This is a genomic window from Variovorax nivicola, from assembly GCF_051216475.1.
Lineage (GTDB): Bacteria > Pseudomonadota > Gammaproteobacteria > Burkholderiales > Burkholderiaceae_C > Variovorax.
Genome location: NZ_JBPJZK010000008.1, coordinates 228,746 through 248,838 on the forward strand (window position 1 = coordinate 228,746; position 20,093 = coordinate 248,838).

General features: G+C 67.2%; 19 protein-coding genes. 7 read left to right on the forward strand and 12 right to left on the reverse strand.

Features of this window, described 5'->3' with window-relative positions; all coding sequences use genetic code 11:
- Window positions 1-47 precede the first annotated feature (47 nt).
- Both yjgA and mog read left to right on the forward strand, forming a co-directional pair.
- Entirely contained in the window at window positions 48-704 is a 657-nt protein-coding gene (gene yjgA, locus ACSFBF_RS27935; protein WP_258350215.1) for a ribosome biogenesis factor YjgA, read from the forward strand.
- Window positions 701-1,291: a molybdopterin adenylyltransferase gene (gene mog, locus ACSFBF_RS27940; RefSeq protein ID WP_435472650.1), complete on the forward strand. Its 591-nt coding sequence runs from the start codon at window positions 701-703 to the stop codon at window positions 1,289-1,291. Before yjgA ends, mog begins: the two co-directional genes overlap by 4 nt.
- Window positions 1,292-1,295: 4 nt before the next feature.
- Here mog and ACSFBF_RS27945 read toward each other — a convergent pair whose 3' ends face one another.
- The 7 genes from ACSFBF_RS27945 to czcI all read right to left on the reverse strand — a co-directional run bounded on the left by ACSFBF_RS27945 (window position 1,296) and on the right by czcI (window position 9,950).
- Window positions 1,296-1,712 (reverse strand): cupin domain-containing protein, encoded by a 417-nt coding sequence (locus tag ACSFBF_RS27945; RefSeq protein ID WP_435472652.1) that lies wholly within the window; start codon window positions 1,710-1,712, stop codon window positions 1,296-1,298.
- 10 nt (window positions 1,713-1,722) lie between these two features.
- Window positions 1,723-2,475, reverse strand: coding sequence for an SDR family oxidoreductase (locus ACSFBF_RS27950; RefSeq protein WP_435472654.1), 753 nt, complete (start codon window positions 2,473-2,475; stop codon window positions 1,723-1,725).
- A gap of 119 nt (window positions 2,476-2,594) precedes the next feature.
- A complete protein-coding gene (locus ACSFBF_RS27955) occupies window positions 2,595-3,518 on the reverse strand; it encodes a cation diffusion facilitator family transporter (protein ID WP_435472656.1) in 924 nt (307 codons plus the stop codon).
- Entirely contained in the window at window positions 3,508-6,732 is a 3,225-nt protein-coding gene (locus tag ACSFBF_RS27960; RefSeq protein WP_435472658.1) for a CusA/CzcA family heavy metal efflux RND transporter, read from the reverse strand. The genes ACSFBF_RS27955 and ACSFBF_RS27960 overlap by 11 nt, the downstream gene beginning before the upstream one ends.
- 10 nt (window positions 6,733-6,742) lie before the next feature.
- Complete coding sequence (locus ACSFBF_RS27965; protein ID WP_435472660.1) at window positions 6,743-8,113, reverse strand: efflux RND transporter periplasmic adaptor subunit; 1,371 nt, start codon at window positions 8,111-8,113, stop codon at window positions 6,743-6,745.
- A gap of 26 nt (window positions 8,114-8,139) precedes the next feature.
- A complete protein-coding gene (locus ACSFBF_RS27970; protein ID WP_435472662.1) occupies window positions 8,140-9,477 on the reverse strand; it encodes a TolC family protein in 1,338 nt (445 codons plus the stop codon).
- A 98-nt stretch (window positions 9,478-9,575) separates the two neighbouring features.
- Window positions 9,576-9,950: a cation efflux protein, CzcI family gene (gene czcI, locus ACSFBF_RS27975; RefSeq protein WP_435472664.1), complete on the reverse strand. Its 375-nt coding sequence runs from the start codon at window positions 9,948-9,950 to the stop codon at window positions 9,576-9,578.
- Window positions 9,951-10,127: 177 nt separating this feature from the next.
- On the opposite strand from czcI, the gene ACSFBF_RS27980 reads away from it, so the two are divergent.
- Together ACSFBF_RS27980 and ACSFBF_RS27985 are read left to right on the forward strand one after the other, a co-directional pair.
- Window positions 10,128-10,805, forward strand: a complete 678-nt coding sequence (locus ACSFBF_RS27980; RefSeq protein ID WP_435472666.1) for a heavy metal response regulator transcription factor — start codon at window positions 10,128-10,130, stop codon at window positions 10,803-10,805.
- On the forward strand, window positions 10,802-12,136 hold the full coding sequence (locus ACSFBF_RS27985) for a heavy metal sensor histidine kinase (RefSeq protein ID WP_435472668.1): 1,335 nt from the start codon (window positions 10,802-10,804) through the stop codon (window positions 12,134-12,136). Before ACSFBF_RS27980 ends, ACSFBF_RS27985 begins: the two co-directional genes overlap by 4 nt.
- On the opposite strand, the gene ACSFBF_RS27990 is transcribed toward ACSFBF_RS27985, so the two are convergent.
- Window positions 12,133-13,386 carry a cation:proton antiporter gene (locus ACSFBF_RS27990; RefSeq protein WP_435472670.1) on the reverse strand — a complete coding sequence of 418 codons (1,254 nt, stop codon included), beginning with the start codon at window positions 13,384-13,386 and terminating at the stop codon, window positions 12,133-12,135. The two genes, ACSFBF_RS27985 and ACSFBF_RS27990, sit on opposite strands and share 4 nt — an antisense overlap.
- Window positions 13,387-13,422: 36 nt before the next feature.
- Window positions 13,423-13,740, reverse strand: coding sequence for a winged helix-turn-helix transcriptional regulator (locus tag ACSFBF_RS27995; RefSeq protein ID WP_093057898.1), 318 nt, complete (start codon window positions 13,738-13,740; stop codon window positions 13,423-13,425).
- Window positions 13,741-13,866: 126 nt separating this feature from the next.
- On the opposite strand from ACSFBF_RS27995, the gene ACSFBF_RS28000 reads away from it, so the two are divergent.
- Window positions 13,867-14,439 carry a carboxymuconolactone decarboxylase family protein gene (locus ACSFBF_RS28000; RefSeq protein WP_435472672.1) on the forward strand — a complete coding sequence of 191 codons (573 nt, stop codon included), beginning with the start codon at window positions 13,867-13,869 and terminating at the stop codon, window positions 14,437-14,439.
- Between the two features lie 16 nt (window positions 14,440-14,455).
- On the opposite strand, the gene ACSFBF_RS28005 is transcribed toward ACSFBF_RS28000, so the two are convergent.
- Entirely contained in the window at window positions 14,456-16,756 is a 2,301-nt protein-coding gene (locus tag ACSFBF_RS28005; RefSeq protein ID WP_435472674.1) for a heavy metal translocating P-type ATPase, read from the reverse strand.
- A gap of 70 nt (window positions 16,757-16,826) precedes the next feature.
- Here ACSFBF_RS28005 and cadR point away from each other — a divergent pair, with 70 nt between their 5' ends.
- Window positions 16,827-17,297 carry a Cd(II)/Pb(II)-responsive transcriptional regulator gene (gene cadR, locus ACSFBF_RS28010; protein ID WP_435472676.1) on the forward strand — a complete coding sequence of 157 codons (471 nt, stop codon included), beginning with the start codon at window positions 16,827-16,829 and terminating at the stop codon, window positions 17,295-17,297.
- A gap of 22 nt (window positions 17,298-17,319) precedes the next feature.
- Here the strand turns inward: cadR and cysE are convergent, their stop codons facing one another.
- Both cysE and ACSFBF_RS28020 read right to left on the reverse strand, forming a co-directional pair.
- A complete protein-coding gene (gene cysE / locus ACSFBF_RS28015; protein ID WP_435472678.1) occupies window positions 17,320-18,090 on the reverse strand; it encodes a serine O-acetyltransferase in 771 nt (256 codons plus the stop codon).
- Window positions 18,091-18,174: 84 nt separating this feature from the next.
- Entirely contained in the window at window positions 18,175-18,906 is a 732-nt protein-coding gene (locus ACSFBF_RS28020) for an RNA methyltransferase (RefSeq protein ID WP_435472680.1), read from the reverse strand.
- A 113-nt stretch (window positions 18,907-19,019) separates the two neighbouring features.
- Here ACSFBF_RS28020 and ACSFBF_RS28025 point away from each other — a divergent pair, with 113 nt between their 5' ends.
- Window positions 19,020-20,093 (forward strand): inositol monophosphatase family protein, encoded by a 1,074-nt coding sequence (locus ACSFBF_RS28025; protein ID WP_435472682.1) that lies wholly within the window; start codon window positions 19,020-19,022, stop codon window positions 20,091-20,093.

Genomic DNA, 20,093 nt, shown 5'->3' on the forward strand with positions numbered 1-20,093 from the left:
TTCCCACCGCGTTGCAACGCCGCACGGTGCGGCCCAGAATCCACTTCATGTCCCGCAAACCCAAAAAAGGCTATTTCGTCCGTGGCCAGTTCGTCGCCGAAGGCAGCGAACTCGACCTGGAGCTCAAGCGCGAGCTCAAGGGCACCGACGAAGCCAGCCGCACCGACCTCAAGCGCGAAAGCGACGAGCTGCAGAAGCTAGGCACCGAGCTGCTCACGCTGCGCGCCGGCCTGTTCGACGCGCTCCAGCTCGACGAGAAACTGGTCGACGCCATCGCCGAGGCCAAGCGCATCACCAATTTCGAGGGCAAGCGCCGCCAGATGCAGTTCATCGGCAAGCTCATGCGCAAGCTCGAGCCCGAGGTGCTGGAGGCCGTTAAACAGGCCCTGTCCGAGCAGAGCGTCGCGCCCGCCGCCGAAACCGCCGCCCTGCACGAAGCCGAACGCTGGCGCGACCGGCTGATTGCCGACGACGACGCCCTCGGCGGCTGGATCGAAACCCACCCCGCCACCGATTCCCAGCAACTGCGCGCCCTGGTGCGCCAGGCCCGCAAGGACATGAAGACCGGCCCGGCCGGCGAAGCGCCCCGCCAGGGCAAGGCCTACCGCGAGATCTTCCAGCTGGTGCGCGCACAACTGGCCGTGCACGGCGGCGCCGACCATGCAGCGGCAGCCGCCGCCCAAGACCGGGAAGAGGACGCATGAGCTCCTTCGACCCGGTCCGCATCGGCATCGTCTCCATCAGCGACCGCGCCTCCAGCGGCACCTATGAAGACAAGGGCCTGCCCTCGCTGAAGGAATGGCTCGGCCGGGCGCTGAAGAACCCCATCGAATTCGAGCCCCGGCTGATCCCCGACGAGGCCGCGCGCATCAGCGCCACGCTGATCGAATTGGTCGACGCCGGCTGCTCGCTGGTGCTGACCACCGGCGGCACCGGCCCCGCCCTGCGCGACGTAACGCCCGAAGCCACGCTGGCCGTGGCCCACAAGGAAATGCCCGGCTTCGGCGAGCAGATGCGCCAGATCAGCCTGCGCTTCGTACCGACCGCGATCCTGTCGCGGCAGGTGGCGGTGATCCGCGGCAAGAGCCTGATCATCAACCTGCCGGGGCAGCCGAAGTCGATTGCGGAAACGCTCGAAGGACTGAAGGACACCGAGGGAGTGCAGGTCGTGCCGGGCATCTTCGCGGCGGTGCCCTATTGCATCGACCTGATCGGCGGGCCGTACCTGGAGACGGACGACACGGTCTGCAAGGCTTTCAGGCCCAAGTCGGCCATCCGTCCGCCGCGCTGATCGGCTACTTGACCAGCGTGAGCAACGGCACGCCCTTGTCCTTGACCATCGTCACGAGGAACTTCGCGGGCTTGGTGGCGCTGGCATTGCGGCCGACGGTATGGATGTCGGCCGGGCCTTCGTAGAAAGTCTGGCCGGGGGTGAGCGTGACCTCTTTGCTGCCCTTCACGCCCATCACGATCGATCCCTCGAGCACGTACACGAAGGCGTGGGCATCGTGGCGGTGGACGGGATCGACTGAGCCTGGCGGAAAGTCGACAACGAACGTGACTGCTTCCTTGCCGGGCATGTCCGCCAGATCTTTCGTCATAAGCATGGTCACGGCGGCTTCGGGTGCCGCCAAGGCGGGCGCCGCGGCGAACACGCCGAGTACGCCGAACACGAGGCCGAGGGAGATGCAGGTTTTCTGAAATCGGGTCATGGGTTGCCTTTCAGGCCCGTGCGCGCTGCGCAAGCCAGTCCTCGAAGCGGGTTGTGCCAAGGCGCGGGGCGTTGCCGGGCGTCAGCGAGCGGTCGTCAAGTTGCACGCCGAAGTAGCTCGCCGCGGCATCGGTGACGACCGGGCGCTTGTCGCCGGTCGCCGCGAACAGGCGGCGCACCAGCGCGTCGAGCGGCACTGCCTCCGGCCCCGCGATCTCGACCCGGCCCCGTGCGGGCGGCTCGGCTGCCACGGCGGCAAGCGCAGCGGCAACGTCGTCGGCCGCCATCGGCTGTATCAGTGCGTTCGAAAGCCGGACTTCGCCGTCCCGCACGCTCCCGTCGGCAATGCCGGCCACGAATTCGAAGAACTGCGTGGCCTGCACGATGGTCCAGGGCACGGGCGAGGCCTCGATCAGCTCCTCCTGGCGCTGCTTGGCGCGGAAATAGCCGCTGGCCAGCAGCCGGTCGGTGCCGACCACCGACAGCGCGATGTGGTGCGCCATGCCCGCTTCCGCCTCGGCGGCCAGCAGGTTGCGCCCCGCGGTGTCGAAGAACCGCAGCGCGGGTTCGTCCTCGAACGAGGGCGAGTTCGCGACGTCGACGACGACTTTGGCGCCCGCAAGCGCCTCCTTCAGGCCCTCCCCGGTGAGGGTATTGACGCCGGTGGACGGCGAGGCAGCGACAACGTCGTGACCGGCGTTGCGCAGAAGCACGGCCAGCTTTGAGCCGATGAGGCCGGAGCCTCCGATGATGACGATTTTCATGGTCGATTCCTGGTTGGTGGCAGAAAGAACGCCTCCTTGCGGACGCTCCTGCCTAAAGACGTCCGGCGGTACGGGTTTGTGACAGCCGGATCGAAATTCCCCAAGAAATCGGCCTGCAGCTAGGCCCCGGGCTGGCTCGCCACGGGGCCGAAGCCGTGGCTCTCAGCCGCCTGCTCGCAAGGCACCCGCTCGGCCTGTACGGTCGAGTGATGGATATCGAAGCGTTCGGCCAGCAGCGCACGCAGCCGCAGCGTCAGCGGCGCCAGATCGCCCACCTCCGGCGTGCACACCACGTGCACGCTCAGGCTCACCTTGCCGCTCGAGAGTGCCCATACATGCAGGTCGTGCAGGCTGGCGACGCCTTCGCCGGCCAGCAGCGCACGTTCGATCTCGGGCAGATCCACCTCGTCGGGCACGCCTTCGAGCAGCACGTTGAGGCTCTCGCGCAGCAGCCGCCAGGTGCGCGGCAACACCCACAGGCCGATGGCAACCGCAATCACCGAATCGACCCACGCCCACCCGGTGAAGCGGATCACAAGGGCCCCGACGATCACGCCGACCGAGCCCAGCATGTCGGCCCACACCTCCAGGTACGCGCCCTTCACGTTGAGGCTCTTGTCCTTGCCGCTCGCGAGCAGCCGCATGCCGATCAGGTTGACGACCAGGCCACCCACGGCCACCAGCAGCATCATGGTCGACTGGATCTCGGCCGGCGCGGAGATGCGCCGGTATGCCTCGTACAACACGTAGATCGCCACGAAGAACAGCAGCACCGCGTTCAGCACAGCAGCCAGGATCTCGAAGCGGTAGTAGCCGAAGGTGCGCCGCTTGTCCGCGGGCCGCTTGCCGATCCAGATGGCGGCCAGCGAAATTGCCAGCGCCACGGTGTCGGTGAACATGTGGGCCGCGTCGGACAGCAGCGCGAGGCTGCCCGACACCAGCCCGCCGACCACCTCGGCCACGAGGTAGAGCGAGGTCAGCAGCAGCGCCCAGCGCAGCGCCTTCTCGTTGCCACCTACAGCGTGTGAATGCTCATGTGCCATGGGAACCTCGAAGTGCTGATGCAGGTGCAGGGTCTAGCGGCGCGCCGTGGATCTGCTCCTGCGCTTCTTCCTCTTCTTCCTCTTCTTCATCGCGCCGGTGCGCGATGCGGTAGAGCAGCGGAAGCACCAGCAGCGTCAGCGCGGTCGACGAAAGAATACCGCCGATCACCACCGTGGCCAGCGGCCGCTGCACTTCGGCGCCGGTGCCGGTGGCAATGGCCATCGGCACGAAGCCCAGCGAGGCGACCAGCGCCGTCATCAGCACCGGCCGCAGCCGTGTGAGCGCGCCCTCGCGTATCGCCGCGTCCAGCGGCAGGCCACCCTCGCGCAGGTTTCGGATGAAAGAGATCATCACCAGCCCGTTGAGCACCGCCACGCCAGACAGCGCAATGAAGCCCACCGCCGCCGAGATCGACAGCGGAATGCCGCGCATCCACAGCGCCACGATGCCGCCCGTGAGCGCGAATGGAATGCCGGTGAACACCAGCAGGCCGTCCTTGAGGTTGCCGAACATCGCGAACAGCAGCGTGAACACCAGCAGCAGCGACACCGGCACCACGATCTGCAGCCGCTGCGTGGCCGAGGCGAGGTTCTCGTACTGGCCGCCCCACACGGTCCAGTAGCCGGCGGGAATCTTCACGTTGCGCATGGCCTCCTCGGCCTCGGCCACGAAGGAGCCGAGGTCGCGGCCGCGCACATTGGCACTCACCACGATGCGGCGCTTGCCGTCCTCGCGGCTCACCTGGTTGGGGCCGGGCGCAATGTCGAGCGTGGCCACCTCGCCCAGCGGGATGAAGCTGGTGCGCTGCCCTTCGGCGCCCGCCCCCTTGGGCAGGGCCACGGGCAGGCGCTTGATGGCTTCGAGGTCGGTGCGCAGGTTCTCGGGCAGGCGCACGATGATGTCGAAGCGACGGTCGCCGTCGAACAGCGTGCCCGCCTCGCGCCCGCCTACCGCGGTGGAGATCGCGTCCTGCACGTCGCCCACGTTGAGGCCGTAGCGCGCGGTCTTGTTGCGGTCGATGTTCACGGTGAGCATCGGCAGGCCGGTGGTCTGCTCGACCTTCACCTCGGCCGCGCCGGCGATCTTGCCCAGCACGCCCGACACTTCGGCTGCCGTCTTGTTCAGCACGTCCATGTCGTCGCCGAAAATCTTCACGGCCACGTCGCTGCGCACGCCCGAGATCAGCTCGTTGAAGCGCAGCTGGATGGGCTGCGAGAACTCGTAGTTGTTGCCCGGCAGCTTCTCCACCTCTTCCTGCACCGCCGCAAGGATCTCGTCGCGCGTGCGTCGGGGCTTGGGCCACTCGCTCTCGGGCTTGAGCATGATGTAGCCGTCGGAGATGTTCGGCGGCATCGGGTCGGATGCAATCTCCGCCGTGCCCGTGCGCGCAAACACGCGCTCGATCTCCGGAAACTTCGCCTTCAGCGTGCGTTCGAGCTGCTTCTGCATCTCTACCGACTGCGTGAGGCTGGTGCCCGGAATGCGCAGCGCCTGAATGGCGAAGTCGCCCTCGCTCAGGCTTGGCACGAACTCGGTGCCCAGGCGCGTGGCCAGCAGGCCCGACAGCACCACCGCCACCGCGGCCAGGGTAATGACCAGCGGCTTGGCCGACATGACGCGCGCCAGCAGCGGCTCGTAGCCGCGCTTGGCCCACACCATCAGGCGGTTTTCCTTCTCGCTGACCTTGTTGCCGATGAACAGCGCCACGGCCGCGGGAATGAAGGTGATCGACAGAATCATCGCGCCCAGCAGCGCAATCACCACGGTGAAAGCCATCGGGTGGAACAGCTTGCCCTCGACGCCCGTGAGCGCAAAGATCGGCAGGTACACGATCATGATGATCAGCTGGCCGAACAGCAGCGGCCGGCGTGCCTCCTGCGAGGCCGCGAACACTTCGTGGAAGCGCTCGCTGCGCGTCAGCGGCCGCCCCTTGTGGGCCTGCGCATGCGCCAGCCTTCGCACGCAGTTCTCCACGATCACCACCGCGCCGTCGATGATGATGCCGAAGTCCAGCGCGCCCAGGCTCATGAGATTGGCGCTGACCTTCTGGTTCACCATGCCGGTGAAAGTGAAGAGCATCGACAGCGGAATCACCAGCGCGGTGATCAGCGCCGCGCGGATGTTGCCGAGGAACAGGAACAGGATCGCGATGACCAGCACCGCGCCCTCGAACAGGTTCTTCTTCACCGTGGCGATGGCCTTGTCGACCAGCACCGTGCGGTCGTACACCGTCACGGCCTTCACGCCGGCGGGCAGGGTGCGGTTGATTTCCTGCATTTTCTTGTCGACGGCCTGCGACACGGTGCGGCTGTTTTCGCCGATCAGCATGAACACGGTGCCCAGCACCACCTCGCGGCCGTTGTCGGTGGCCGCGCCCGTGCGCAGCTCCTTGCCGATGCCGACCTCGGCCACGTCCTGCACGCGCAACGGAATGCCGTTGGCGTTGCCGAGGATGACGTTGCCGATGTCTTCGGCCGACTTCACCTGCCCCGGCGCACGAATGAGGTACTGCTCGCCGCGCTTCTCGATGTAGCCCGCGCCCACGTTGGCGTTGTTGCGCTCCAGCGCGGTGACGATGTCGGTCATCGTGAGGCCGTGGGCGAGCAGCTTGGCCGGGTCGGGTGCGATGTGGAACTCCTTGGCGTAGCCGCCGATGGAGTTGATCTCGGTCACGCCCGCCACGTTGCGCAGCTGCGGCTTGATGATCCAGTCCTGTATCTCGCGCAGGTCGGTGGGCGAGTAGGGTTTGCCGTCGGCCTTCTTCGCGCCCTCTTCCGCCTCGACGGTCCAGAGGTAGATTTCGCCGAGGCCGGTCGAGATGGGCCCGATCACCGGCGAGATGCCGCCGGGCATGCTCTCCCTTGCGGACTGGATGCGCTCGTTGACGAGCTGCCGCGCGAAGTAGATGTCGGTGCCGTCCTTGAAGATCACCGTCACCTGCGAAAGACCGTAGCGCGAGAGCGAGCGCGTCTGCTGCAGGCCCGGCAGCCCGGCCATGACGGTCTCGATGGGGTAGGTCACGCGCTGCTCGGTCTCCAGCGGGGAGTAGCCGGGCGCGGCGGTGTTGATCTGCACCTGCACGTTGGTGATGTCGGGCACGGCGTCGATGGGCAGCTTCTGGTAGCTGAAGATGCCGAGTGCCGCCATGCCGAGCACGGCAAGCAGGATCAGCCAGCGCTGCTCGATGGAGAAGCGGATGATGCGTTCGAACATGCGGGCTTCCTCAGTGGGTGTGCGTGGCAGAGCTCTTGCCCTGCTGCGACTTCACGACGAAGCTGCCGCTGGCGGCATAGACCGCACCGGGCTTCAGGCCGCTCACGATCTCGATGCGCTTGCCGTCGCTGCGGCCGGTCTGCACGTGCTGCGGCAGAAAGCCGCCGGGCACGCGCAGGAACACGGTGGGCTTGTCTTCCACCGTCTGCACCGCTTCGGCCGAGACGGTCACGGGAGCATCCGTTTCGGAGGCCACGAGTTCGACGTTCACGAACAGGCCCGGGCGCCAGATGCGCTGCGGGTTCGTCAGCGTGACGCGCGCGGTGGCTGTGCGCGTCTGCGCGCCGATCAGCGAGCCCACGTACGACACCTTGCCGGTCGCAGTCTGGTCGAAGGCGCTGGAGCGGATGCTCACCGGCTCGCCGACGCGCACCAGGCTCAGGTTGTTGGCGGCCACGCTGATCTCGGCCCATACGGTCGACAAATCGGAGATGGTGAAGACGTTGACGGCCTCGCCCACCGACTCGCCGAGCGAGATGTGCTTTTCGACCACCATGCCGTCGAAGGGCGCGCGCAGCTCGTAGCGGCCCAGCGCCGACGAGCCGGGCGTGGCGCCGAGCGCCAGCAGCTTCTGGTTGGCGTTGGCCACGGCGATCTGCGCCTCCTGCATGGCCTGCTGGGCCTGCAGGTAGTCCTGCTGCGGCGAGATCTTTTCTTCCCACAGCTTCTTCTCGCGCTCGTAGGTGGAGCGGGCCAGCTCCAGCCGGCGCTGCGCCGATTGCAGCGCGCTGCGCTGCTCCGACAACGAGGGGCTTGAAAGCACCGCCAGCACCTGGCCGCGCTTGACCTCCTGGCCAAGGTCGGCCGACACGCTATCGACCACGCCCGCCACGCGCGGCACCACATGCGCCGTGCGGTCTTCGTTGAACTTGATTTCGCCAGGCAGCTGCAACGACGATTTGATGCGCGCGGGGCCGGCGCTCTCGATGGTCATGTCGGCAGCCTTGACCTGCTCGTCAGTGAAGGCGATTTTTTCTTCGTCTTCCTTGTGGCCGGCGGGCTCCTTCTTTTCCCCTGCCACTGCAGTCTTTTCCTCGCCCTTGCCCTCTTCGTGGTGCTCGTTGTCGGCATGGCCCTTGGCCTCACCGTGGCTGTGGTCGTGGTCCTTGCCCTCTTCCTTGGCTTCCTTGCCGCCTTCTTCGTGATGCTCGCCGTCTCCATGCCCGGCAGCCTCCGAATGGCCGGCCGCCTCGGGCTTGGCCGGCGAGGTGCGCAGGATCAGCGCGCCCGCGCCAAGGCCTAGCGCCAGGACGACCGCGATGGCGATCCACTGCTTCTTGCCGACGCCCTCGGCGAAAGGTTTACGTTCTTCGGTGTTCATGATCTGTGGAGTTCCTTGCTTGCTTGTCAGCGCACGACGGGTGGCGTCGCGGCAGAGATGTCGTTGCCTTCGTAGCCGAGGAGCCGGTCGAGGTCGCCGGCGGCGCGGTGCGCGTCGGCCAGTGCTAGCAGGTATTGCGCGCGCACCTGGAACAGCGTGCGCTGCGCATCGAGTGCTTCCAGGAAGCTGAACTTGCCCAGCTCGAAGCCCTTGGTGGCGGCCTTGTAGGCCGTCTCGGCACCGGGCAGCGCGTCGCGCTGCAGCGTCTCGGCGGTGGCGCGGGCAGAGCGCAGGCGCTCGGAAGCCTGCGCGACGTCGGTGCCCAGTTGCAGCTCGGCGGCAGCGAGGTCGTCGCGCGCCTTTTCTTCTCGGCTCAGGGCCTCGGCCACGTTGCCGCGGTTGGTATCGAAGATAGGCAGCGGAATCGACAGGCCTACGACCACCTGGTTGCGCCGGCTGCTGCCGGTCTCGCCCTCGGACGCAGGCACGCGCTTGGCGCCGAGCGACACGGTCACGTCGGGGATGCGCTTGGCCTGCTCCAGGTCAGACAGCGCCTTGCGCCGTTCGACTTCAAGTCGCGCCTGCTGCACCACGGGCGCCGCGCCCAGGCGGCTGGCCACGTCCTGCGCCATCGCCGGCAACTGGTCGACCGCGCCATCCACCTGCGTGAAGCGCGGGTTCGGGTTGCCCCACAGCGCGGCCAGTTGCTGGCGCGCCGAGCGCAGCGTGCCCTCGGCCTGCAGCAGCTCGACGCGGATGCCGGCCTCGGCCACGCGCGCCCTGGTTTCTTCCAGCGGCGAGACCTTGCCGACAGCCACTCGATTGGCCGCCGCGCGGGTGGCCGTCTGCGCAAGGCCCACGGAATCCTGCGCGAGCCGCAGGCGCTCCTGCGCGGTGAGCACGTCGAAGAAGGCGGTAACGGTCGCCGCGCGCACCTCGGCGCGGCGGCCGGCCAGCGCCGACGCGGCCTGGTCGCGCGCGCGCTCGGCCGCCGTCACGCGGGCCGCGCGCTTGCCACCCAGTTCGAGGGGCTGGCTCAGCTGCAGCGTGGTGGTGCGGTTGTCGCGGCGCAGGTCTTCCACCTGCGCGTCGAGCGTGGGGTTGGGCCAGGCACCGGCCTGGACGATGGCGGCCTCGGTGGCCTCCTGCTCGCGGAATGCGGCAGACAGGCCCGGGTTGGCCTGCAACGCCATCGCGACGGCGTTGCGCAGGGTCAGCGGGCCCGCGGGCTCCAGCGTGCGGGCAGCCGCGCTGGCCTGCTGTGAATAAGGGGTGCCGGCAGCGGCCGACACTGCGACCTGTTGTGAAAAAGCCGGGGGCGCCGCCATGGCCAACAAGGCCAGCGGCACGAAGAGCGTGCGCATCGAATTCTCCTGGGTTGCGAAACAACGGACGGACGAATTCGGCGAGAAGAGCTCAGCTGATGATGGGGATCAGAAGGGGGTTGTGTTCTCTCGCCGAATCAGAGGGCGAGAGACCAGTCGGGACGGACCGGAACGTCGGAGATGTGCGAGGCGAAGCGTTCGGCAGGCATTGCACGCAGGGCCTGGGCCACGCGCACCACGGCCAGCACCGGCTCCACCGAAGCATCCGCATGCTGGGCGTAGCCGGCATGGCAGGCCGCGCATTCGCCGACCACGGCATTGGGCTGGGTGCTGGAGTTTTTCTGCGCGCCCTCGCCGCTGTGGCTGCGGTCGGTGCCGCGGGTTTCGCTTTCGTGGTGGCCCCAGTGCTCGGGTTGCGTATCGCGCTCATGCTGGCAATACGCCGATGCCGACGCCCAGCTGAACTGGAACGGCAACAGGAAGAGCAGGAAGATGAGGAGCCAGCGGCGCATGGAGGCAAAAAGTATATCGACGGTCTGCGGCGGGCATTCCGGCAATGGCCCTGCAAGGCGCAGGCCCGGAGCGGTGCAGGCCCGGCGCAATGTATGACATGCGAGTGGGGCTTTGTCCGTCAATAGGATTACCGAAACGTAACCCGCGTATTGAAAGTGCTTCGATACCATGCGGCAATGCGAATTCTTGTCATAGAAGACGAGCCCAAACTGGGCGACTACCTAAAAAAGGGGTTGGAGGAGAACGGTTACGTCGTGGACATCGCCCGCGACGGCATCGAGGGGAAATACCTCGCCACCGAGGGCGAATACGCATTGGTGCTGCTCGATGTGATGCTCCCCGGCATCGATGGCTTTACCGTCTTGCAGGCCATCCGGCGCACCAAGAACGTGCCCGTGCTGGTGCTCACGGCGCGCGACAAGGTCGAAGACCGCGTGCAGGGGCTGCAGCAGGGCGCGGACGACTACCTCGTCAAGCCCTTCTCCTTCTCCGAGTTGCTGGCCCGTGTGCAGGCATTGCTGCGGCGCGGCAAACCGCAGGAATCGACCATGCTGCGGCTGGCCGACCTGGAGGTCGACCTCCTCAGCCGCAAGTGCGTGCGCAACCGCACGCGCCTCGACCTCACGGCCAAGGAGTTCACGCTGCTGCTGGTGCTGCTGCGCCGGCGCGGCCAGATCCTGTCGCGCACCACGCTTGCCGAGCAGGTGTGGGACATGAACTTCGACAGCGACACCAACGTGGTCGAAGTGGCCATCCGGCGCCTGCGCAGCAAGCTCGACGACCCGTTCGAGGTGAAGCTGCTGCATACGGTACGCGGCATGGGCTACGTCCTCGAAGACCGCTCCTGGTCTTGACTGCCCGGCCGCACTCACTCCAGAGCCGGTTGTCGCTCTGGTTCGCCGCGCAGACCCTGTTCGGGCTCAGCGTGATCTGCTTCGCCATCTACCTCGTCACGGCCTGGAACTTCGGGCAGAAGCAGGAAGACGAGCTCAACCAGAAGGCAGTGCTGGTGGAGCACCTGCTGAAGGAGGCAGAGAAAGGCGGCGACCTCGTCTTCCTGCGGCACAAGCTCGACGACTTCTTCTCGATGCAGGACGACGTGAGCCTGTCGATCTCGCATGCGGGCAAGCAGCTTTTCCAGTCCAGCCCCACGGCCGGCGGCCGCTGGATGCGGCGCGACCTCGTGGTGCCCTGGCAGCAGAGTGGCCTGACGACGCAGCTGCAGGTGCAGCTCGGCGTGAACACGGCACAGGAAGCCCGCTTGCTTGAACGGCTCGCATGGACGCTGCTGGGCGCCGTGGTGCTGGGCACGGCGCTGGTCTCGCTCACGGGCATGTGGCTGGTGCGGCGCGGCCTGCGCCCGCTCAAGGCGTTGGCCGAGCGCACTGCGGCAATGGCGCCCGACAAGGCCAACCGCCCCATCGACGCGATGGACTTCGCCGAAGAGCTGCGCCCGTGGATCACGCAGTTCAATGCGCTGCTGCTGCGGGTGCAGCGCGCCTACGTGCAGCTCGAATCATTCAATGCTGACGTGGCGCACGAGCTGCGCACGCCGCTGGCCAACCTGATCGGCTCCACCGAACTCGCACTCACGCGCCCGCGCAGCAACGAGGAGCTGCAGAGCGTGCTCGCCTCCAACCTCGAAGAGGTCGGCCGGCTCTCGGGCATCGTCACCGACATGCTGTTTCTCTCGCAGGCCGAGCGCGGTGCGCCAATGCGCACGCGGGCGGTGACGAGCCTGGCGGTGCAGGCTGGCGACGTGATCGACTTCTACGACGCCATGCTGGAAGAGGCCGGCCTGCGCGCCGAAGTGCAGGGCGACGCCATGGCCGACGTGGACGCCGCACTGGTCCGGCGCGCACTCTTTAACCTGCTGGGCAACGCGATCCGCTTCGCGGCGCCGGCTTCGGCGATCCGCATCGAGATCGGGGAAGAGAACGACGATGAATTCGCAGTCGCGGTCGTCAACAAGGGCGAGCCGATAGACCCCGCCGCCCTGCCCCGCCTGTTCGAGCGCTTCTACCGCGTGGCACAGGCTCGCGACGGTTCGACCCGGCACCACGGCCTGGGCCTGTCCATCGTGGAAGCCATCGCGCGCATGCACGGCGGACGCGTGTTCGCGGCCAGCCAGGGCGGCGAAACGCGCATCGGGTTCACGGTGCGGCGCAACAGCAACCAGGACTAAGGCTTGACGTGCGCGGCATCTGCCGCAACCGCCCCCTTGCGGCCGATGAACAGGTTGATCAACGGCCCCGTCATCGCCGTGGTCACGAGCGCCATCACCAGCAGCATCGTGAACAGCTCGGGGCCGATCAGCCCTGCGTCGAGGCCGATCTTCATCACGATGAGTTCCATCAGCCCGCGTGCATTCATGAGCGAGCCGGTGGCCAGGCTGTCGCGCCAGCTGTAGCCCGCCATGCGCGCACCAGCCGCGCCGCCGGCGATCTTGCCGACGGTAGCAACGCCCACGATCAGCAGCATCGCCCCAAGGCTCGCGCCCGAGAAAGCGTTGGACGTGGTGCCCAGCCCCGCCAGCGCGAAGAACAACGGCATCAGCACGACGATGGAAATCGGCTCTATGCGCTCGGTGAGCGATTTCAGCAGCCGGTCGTCGCGCGGCAGGCAGGCGCCGAACAGGAAAGCGCCAAACACCGCATGCAGGTGCAGCCACTCGGTGACCAGCGCCGTCGCCAGCAGGCCGAGCATCAGCGCTGCCATCACGGTGGTCGACGGTTCGCCCTCGGGCGCCTTGGCGCGCAGCAGCCGCGCGAAGGCCGGCTTGAGCCCGAAGAACAGCGCCAGCAGCACCACCGCCATGCCCAGCGTGGTCTTCAGCAGGCCCTGGTAGCCCTCGCCCGCGCCGACCATCGCGACCACGAAGGCCAGCAGGATCCAGGCGAACACATCGACCACCGCTGCGGCGCCCAGCGAGAGCTGGCCGAAGGGCGTGCGCGTCATGCCGCGGTCTTTCAGGATGCGCGCCATCACGGGGAAGGCCGTGATCGACAACGCCGCCGCGATGAACAGCGCAAACGGCCAGAAGCCGACTCCGGCCGGTGCGAGCGTGGGATGCAACGCCGGTGCGATCGCAATGCCCAGCGCCATCGGCACGACCACGCTCAGCACGCCCACGTAGCCCGCCGAGCGAAGCTGCTCGCGCACGCCCTGCGAGGCTCGCAGTTCAAGCCCAACCACAAACATGAACAACACCAGCCCCAGCGTCGACAGCGAAGACAGCCCCTGCAGCGATTCCTTGGAGAACAGCTGTGCGTGCAGCGAAGGAAACAGCGCACCCATCACCACCGGCCCGAGCATCAGCCCCGCCGCCATCTCGCCGACCACGCCGGGTTGGCCCACATGCCGGAGCACCCATCCGCAGAAGCGCGCGGTGGCCAGGATGACGATGAGCTGCAGCAGGAGCGAAGTGACGGACATCGAAGAGCTGGAATCGGTGAAGAAATTCGGCCGATGTTAGTTCGAAGCCGCATCGTCGAGCCAGCGGTTGGCCCACTGGTTCAACGGCGTGAGGCGCTTGACGAGTTCGCTGCCCGACTCCGTGAGCACGTAGCCCGCGTCGGCGAGCTCGACCACTCCGACTGCACGCAGCTCCTTGAGCCGGTCGTTCAGCACCGAGGGCGACATGTCGTCCGTGCTGACGCGCAGCGCCCTGAAGCTCTGCGGCAGCCCGTCGCGCAGCTCCCACAGGATGCGCAGCGTGCCCTTGCGGCCGAGCTGCTCCAGCAGCCGCATGATGGGTCGTCGCGATGCCGTGGGTTGTGCGTCTTCCATGCGAAGCCCTTCAGATGATCGATGCGCGAGTGTACGTCCTTGCGCTACGCATTTCGTAGCGATAGACTGCACCTGACCGCTACGCTTTCCGTAGCGATTCTATCCACTTCATCGAAGGAACCACCCATGGCCGACACCGCCCCGAACCGCGCCCCGCGGATCCCCCCGCTCGAAGCCCCCTATCCCGACGCTATCGGCGAACTGCTCACGCGCATGACGCCGCCGCAGGCGCCCGAAGTCCTCGCGCTGTTCCGCGTGATGGCCGTGAACCCCGCGCTGGCCGAGCGCACGCTCGACCTGGGCCGCTACCTGCTGGGTCGCAAGGCAGCCATCAGCCTGCGCGAACGCGAGATCGTCATCCTGCGGGTCTGCGCCCGCTGCGGGGCCGAGTACGAATGGGGCGTGCACTGGACCGGCTTCGCCGATGCAGCCGGCTTCAGCGAGACCGACCGGCGGGTGATGGCATCGTCGGACAGCGACCTCTCATTGCTGGCGCCGCGCGACCGGCTGCTGGTGTCGATGGTCGACCAGCTGCACGACACGAGCGACGTCGACGACGCGCTCTGGGAGGCCCTCAGCACGCACTGGAGCCACGCGCAGCTGATCGAGCTGATGATGCTCGCGGGCTGGTATCACTCGGTGAGCTATGTGTGCAACGCGGCTCGCGTGCCGCTGGAGAAGTGGGCTGCGCGCTGGTAAGGCAGACAGCAACGAACTATTTCGGCACGCGCATCAACCGCAGCCCGTTCGCCACCACCAGCAGGCTCGCCCCCATGTCGGCAAACACCGCCATCCACATCGTCGCGCTGCCGAACACTGCAAGCACGAAGAACACGCCCTTGATGCCCAGCGCCAGCGTGATGTTCTGCCACAGCACAGAATGCGCGCGGCGCGACAGGCGGATGGTCTCGGGAATGCGGCGCAGGTCGTCGTTCATGATGACCACGTCGGCCGCTTCCATTGCGGTGTCGGTGCCGGCTCCGCCCATCGCGAAGCCGATGTCGGCCTGTGCGAGCGCGGGGGCGTCGTTGATGCCGTCGCCGGTCATCGCGGCGGCGCCGTAGCGCTGCTGCATGGCCTTGATGGCGTCGAGCTTTTCCTCGGGCAGCAGGTTGCCGCGCACGTCGTCGATGCCGGCGTGTGCGCCGATGGTCTTCGCGGTCGCGGTGTTGTCGCCGGTGAGCATCACGGGCACGACGCCGAGTGCGCGCAGCTCCGCCACCGCAGCCTGCGACGATTCCTTGATGGTGTCAGCCACGGCGAACAGCGCGAGCACGGCCTTGTCCGATGCGAGCAACGTGACGGTGCGGCCCGCTTCTTCATGGCGCTTCAACTCGGCTTCGAGCGACGGCGTGCACAGGCCCCGCTCCTCGATCAGGCGGTGGTTGCCGAGCATGTAGGCCTGCCCCGCGTGCGTGGCCTGCACACCGCGACCGGGCAGCGCGGTGAAGTCGCCGACCTCGTCCCGCTGCCCCTTCAAGCCTTCGGCAATGGCCTTAGACACAGGGTGATCGGAGCGGCCCGCGATGCTGGCGGCAATGGCGAACACGGTTGCCTCGTTGCCCGATGCTTCGATCAGCGCAGACTCGACCAGCTTCGGCTTGCCTTCGGTGATCGTGCCGGTCTTGTCGAGCGCCACCGCCTTGAGCTTGCGCGCCTCTTCGAGATACGTGCCGCCCTTGATGAGAATGCCGCGCCGCGCAGCCGATGCGAGCGCACTCACCACCGTGACCGGCGTGGAGATCACCAGCGCGCACGGGCAGGCGATGACCAGCAGCACCAGCGCCTTGTAGATGGCCTGCAGCCACGTCCAGTCCATGAACAGCGGCGTGAGCGTCGCGACGGCCAGCGCCAGCACGAAGACGGTGGGCGTGTAGATGGCTGCGAACCTGTCGACGAAGCGCTGCGTCGGCGCGCGCGAGCCCTGTGCTTCTTCGACCGCATGGATGATGCGCGCGAGCGTGGTGTTGGCCGCCACGGCCGTCACGCGGAATTCCAGCGCGGCGGTCTGGTTGATGGTGCCTGCGAACACGGTGTCGCCGATGGTCTTGTCGACCGGAATGCTCTCGCCCGTGACCGGGGCCTGGTCGATGGCGCTGATGCCGGCGGTGACGACGCCGTCCAGCGGCACACGTTCGCCGGGGCGAATGCGCGCGATGGTGTCGAGTGCCACGGTGTCGGCCATCACGGTCTTCCAACCGCCATCGGCCTGCTTCACATCGGCCTGCTCGGGCGCGAGCGCCAGCAGGCTCTGGATGGCGTTGCGCGCGCGGTCCACGGCGCGGGCCTCGATGAGCTCGGCAATCGCGTAGAGCGCCATCACCATCGCGGCTTCGGGCCACTGGCCGATGATGAAAGCGCCCGTCACGGCGACGGCCATCAGGGCGTTGATGTTGAGGCGCCCGCGCACCAATGCGCCGAAGCCCTTCTTGTAGGTGTCGAGCCCCGCAAGGCCGATGGCGCCCAGCGCGAGCACCATCTCGGCGGCCATGAAGCCCTTGCCCTCGAGCCCCATGAAGGAGATCGACTCGGCCGCGATGGCCAGCACCAATGCGGCGACCAGGCGCGCGAGGCCCAGGCTCATGCCCGCAATGCGCACTGGCGCGACGGGTTTCGCGTCTGTCGCTTCGACTACAGGCTCAGGCTTGAAGCCGGCCTTGCGGATTGCATCGAGCGCCAGGGGCAAGGCGGCGGCGTCCGCCGTGATTGCCATCGTGCGTTCGCCGAGGCGAAAGCGCAGGCCCTGCACACCAGCTACCGGCTCCAGCGCGCGGCGGATCTCGGACTCTTCGACGGCGCAATCCATCGTGGGAATGCGAAAGAGCAAGGCACCCTTCGGAATATCGGCCGTGTCGACGGCTGGGGCCGGCGAAGAGCCGCAGACCGGGTTGCCGCAGCAGGAGGTTTCGGCCGGTGCACGTGCGTGCGTGTGTCCGTGCGCATGGCTGTGGCCATGGTCGTGATCGTGCGGGTGGAGGGCCGGAGTGACCGGGTTCAGAGTGTTCTGATTCGTCATGGAATCGATTGGAAACCCTGAAGCAGGTGTAGAGTCAACCGCTCTTTTCCACTCGTACATTTGCCGCATCATGAAAATCGGTGAACTGGCCAAGGTCGCGAATACACCGGTCGAAACCATCCGGTACTACGAGCGCGAGCAACTGCTGCCCGAGCCCGCGCGCACCGACGGCAACTACCGCATCTACGACGAAGACCACGCCCAGCGCCTGGGCTTCATCCGGCGCTGCCGCTCGCTGGACATGACGCTCGACGAGATCCGCAGCCTGCTGAAATTTCGCGACGCACCGCAGGAAGACTGCGGCGAGGTCAACCAGCTGCTGGACGACCACATCGGCCACGTGGCCGCGCGCATCACCGAACTCAAGACATTGGAAAAGCAGTTGAAGGCGCTGCGCCAGCAGTGCTGCGGCCCCGAGTCGGCAAGCGCCTGCGGCATCCTGCAGGAACTGGACACCGCCGCGCTCGCACCCGAGACCTTCGGTCAGCACGCGGGCCACGTGCATGGGGCGCTGCATGCGCCCGCCAAGCGCGCCGGCTAGTCAGGCCGGCTGACCGGGCTTGCTATTTGCCGATGAGCTGCGTGAGCTTGTCCGCCTCGAAGCTCTCGTCGCGTGCCGCATCACCGGGCACACAGTCCTTGCTCCCCGGCTGGGCCGACAGCTTCTCGATGGCCTGCCACAGCAGCGCGATCTGGTGCTCCTGGCCGGATGCGTTGTCGACCAGCCCGCGCAACGCCTGACTCAGCGGGTCGTCGTCCTGCGTAATGCCGTAGGCGGAGAACTTCTGCGGCGCGGCCACATCGGCGCTCTCGTCGGTCTTCGACAGGATGATGCGTGCGGGAATGCCCACCGCCGTCGCCCCAGCCGGCACCGGCTTGATGACCACCGCATTGCTGCCGATCTTCGCGCCGTCGCCAACGACGAACCCGCCCAGCACCTTGGCCCCCGCACTCACCACCACATTGCGCCCCAGCGTCGGATGCCGCTTCGCGCCCTTGTAGAGCGAGGTGCCGCCCAGCGTCACGCCCTGATAGATGGTGCAGCCGTCGCCGATCTCGGCCGTCTCGCCGACCACCACGCCCATGGCATGGTCGAAGAAGACCCGCTCACCAATCTTGGCCGCAGGGTGAATCTCGATACCAGTCATCCAGCGCGCCCAGTGCGCGATGAAGCGGGCGGGCCACTTGAAGCCATGCGTCCAACAGGCATGCGCCCAGCGATGCAGCACCACGGCATGGAAGCCGGGGTAGACCGTGATCACTTCCCAGGCGCTGCGGGCGGCCGGGTCGCGTTCGAGGATGCACCGGATGTCGGCGCGCAGTCGAGAGAACATCGCTGCCTTTTGTCGTTATATCGATATGGGGCGGGCAGTCTATAACCCGCCGTCATCGCTTACGGGCGATAAGGTTTTAGAAGGCTACGAGCCCCGCGGCGGGCGGGTGGCGTCGCTCATGGCCTTGGCGATGCCGCGCAGGATGTGGATCTCTTCCGGGGTGGGCTGGGCGCGGTTGAAGAGCTGCTGCAGCCTCGGCATGAGCTTCTTGGGTGCCTCGGGGTCGAGAAAACCGATCTCCACGAGCGAGCGCTCCCAATGGTCGAGCATGCCGGCCACCGCCTGCGCATCGGCGGCCTGCACGGGGTTGATGGCCTCGCGCACCTCGTAGCCGCCCAGCGCCAGCCGCCATTCGTAAGCGACCACCTGGATTGCCGCGCCCAGGTTCAGCGAGCCGAATTTCGGGTCGGTCGGGATGCTCAGGGCCACGTTGCAGCGGTAGACGTCCTCGTTCCGCATGCCGAAACGCTCGGAGCCGAACAGGAAGGCCACGTGCTGGTCGCCCTGCTTCGCCAGCGGTTCCAGGTGCTCTCGGGGCGTACGGGTGGGCGGGCCGAAGTCGCGCGGGATCATGGCCGTGGCGCACAGGTGGGTCACGCCGTCAAGGGCTTCATCGAGCGTTTCGACGATGCGGGCGTTGGTCAGCACGTCGAGCGCACCGCTCGCGCGCTGGATGGTTTCCTCGCGCCGCAGCACGTTGGCCCAGCGGGGCGTCACCAGCACGAGGTCGTCGAAACCCATGGTTTTCATGGCGCGGGCGGCGGCGCCCACATTGCCGGCGTGGCTGGTCTGGATCAGGATGAAACGGGTGCGCATGGGGGGGTCAGGAGACACGAAACGGCGGAGCCGGTAAAATGCCCGATTCTCGCCGCCTGCATCGCCGGGCCGCCTCCGGGGGACCAACCCCACCGTTCTTCTCACAATCCAGAATGTCGTCCCCCAACCTGCATCCCATGCTCAACGTGGCCGTCAAGGCCGCACGCGCCGCCGGCGCGATCATCAACCGCGCTGCCCTCGACGTCGAGGCCGTGCGCATCTCCCAGAAGCAGGTCAACGACTTCGTCACCGAAGTCGATCACGCCAGCGAGAAAGCGATCATCGAGACGCTGCTTGGCGCATACCCGGGGCACGGCATCCTGGCCGAAGAATCGGGCACCGAATACGGCGCCAAAGACTCCGACTACGTCTGGATCATCGATCCGCTCGACGGCACCACCAATTTCATCCACGGCTTTCCGGTGTACTGCGTGTCCATCGCGCTGTCGGTGCGCGGCAAGATCGAGCAGGCCGTGGTCTACGACCCCACCCGCAACGACCTGTTTACCGCCACCAAGGGCCGCGGCGCCTACATGAACGAGCGCCGCATCCGCGTCTCGAAGCGCACCCGCCTCAACGAGTGCCTGATTTCCACCGGCTTCCCGTTCCGCACCGGCGACAACTTCAAGCAATACCTGGCCATCATGGCGGACATGATGCCCCGCGCGGCCGGCCTGCGCCGCCCCGGTGCCGCAGCGCTCGACCTGGCCTACGTGGCCGCCGGCTTCACCGACGCCTTCTTCGAAACCGGCCTGAACCCTTGGGACGTGGCCGCGGGTTCGCTGCTGGTCACCGAGGCTGGCGGCCTCATCGGCAACTTCACGGGCGAGCCCGAATTCCTCGAGCAGCGCGAATGCCTGGCCGGCGCCCCGCGCATCTACGGCCAACTGGTGCCGCTGCTCGCCAAGTACTCCAAGTTCGCCAACGTCGACGACAAACTGCGCGCCAGCGACCGCGTGCGCGCCGTGTCCGCCTCGACCAAGTCGAACGCGGACGATGCCTCGGTCGACCTCTACGCCCGCAGCACCGTGGTCGACTTCGCCGACGAAGCGGCCGAAGGCGCCACTCCAGCCGCTGCCGAAGCGAAGCCCGCTCCTCGCAAGCTCACGCGCGTGCGCCGTGACGCGCCCGCCACCGGTGCCTCTCCCCAGCCCCAGCCCCGTGAGGGCGACGCTTCCGCCAAGTGA

What these genes read in the sequence shown, in the direction of transcription:
- yjgA (WP_258350215.1), top strand. Translation starts at nt 48, where the DNA reads ATGTCCCGCAAACCCAAAAAAGGCTATTTCGTCCGTGGCCAGTTCGTC.
- mog (WP_435472650.1), top strand. Translation starts at nt 701, where the DNA reads ATGAGCTCCTTCGACCCGGTCCGCATCGGCATCGTCTCCATCAGCGAC.
- ACSFBF_RS27945 (WP_435472652.1), bottom strand. Translation starts at nt 1,712, where the DNA reads ATGACCCGATTTCAGAAAACCTGCATCTCCCTCGGCCTCGTGTTCGGC.
- ACSFBF_RS27950 (WP_435472654.1), bottom strand. Translation starts at nt 2,475, where the DNA reads ATGAAAATCGTCATCATCGGAGGCTCCGGCCTCATCGGCTCAAAGCTG.
- ACSFBF_RS27955 (WP_435472656.1), bottom strand. Translation starts at nt 3,518, where the DNA reads ATGGCACATGAGCATTCACACGCTGTAGGTGGCAACGAGAAGGCGCTG.
- ACSFBF_RS27960 (WP_435472658.1), bottom strand. Translation starts at nt 6,732, where the DNA reads ATGTTCGAACGCATCATCCGCTTCTCCATCGAGCAGCGCTGGCTGATC.
- ACSFBF_RS27965 (WP_435472660.1), bottom strand. Translation starts at nt 8,113, where the DNA reads ATGAACACCGAAGAACGTAAACCTTTCGCCGAGGGCGTCGGCAAGAAG.
- ACSFBF_RS27970 (WP_435472662.1), bottom strand. Translation starts at nt 9,477, where the DNA reads ATGCGCACGCTCTTCGTGCCGCTGGCCTTGTTGGCCATGGCGGCGCCC.
- czcI (WP_435472664.1), bottom strand. Translation starts at nt 9,950, where the DNA reads ATGCGCCGCTGGCTCCTCATCTTCCTGCTCTTCCTGTTGCCGTTCCAG.
- ACSFBF_RS27980 (WP_435472666.1), top strand. Translation starts at nt 10,128, where the DNA reads ATGCGAATTCTTGTCATAGAAGACGAGCCCAAACTGGGCGACTACCTA.
- ACSFBF_RS27990 (WP_435472670.1), bottom strand. Translation starts at nt 13,386, where the DNA reads ATGTCCGTCACTTCGCTCCTGCTGCAGCTCATCGTCATCCTGGCCACC.
- ACSFBF_RS27995 (WP_093057898.1), bottom strand. Translation starts at nt 13,740, where the DNA reads ATGGAAGACGCACAACCCACGGCATCGCGACGACCCATCATGCGGCTG.
- ACSFBF_RS28000 (WP_435472672.1), top strand. Translation starts at nt 13,867, where the DNA reads ATGGCCGACACCGCCCCGAACCGCGCCCCGCGGATCCCCCCGCTCGAA.
- ACSFBF_RS28005 (WP_435472674.1), bottom strand. Translation starts at nt 16,756, where the DNA reads ATGACGAATCAGAACACTCTGAACCCGGTCACTCCGGCCCTCCACCCG.
- cadR (WP_435472676.1), top strand. Translation starts at nt 16,827, where the DNA reads ATGAAAATCGGTGAACTGGCCAAGGTCGCGAATACACCGGTCGAAACC.
- cysE (WP_435472678.1), bottom strand. Translation starts at nt 18,090, where the DNA reads ATGTTCTCTCGACTGCGCGCCGACATCCGGTGCATCCTCGAACGCGAC.
- ACSFBF_RS28020 (WP_435472680.1), bottom strand. Translation starts at nt 18,906, where the DNA reads ATGCGCACCCGTTTCATCCTGATCCAGACCAGCCACGCCGGCAATGTG.
- ACSFBF_RS28025 (WP_435472682.1), top strand. Translation starts at nt 19,020, where the DNA reads ATGTCGTCCCCCAACCTGCATCCCATGCTCAACGTGGCCGTCAAGGCC.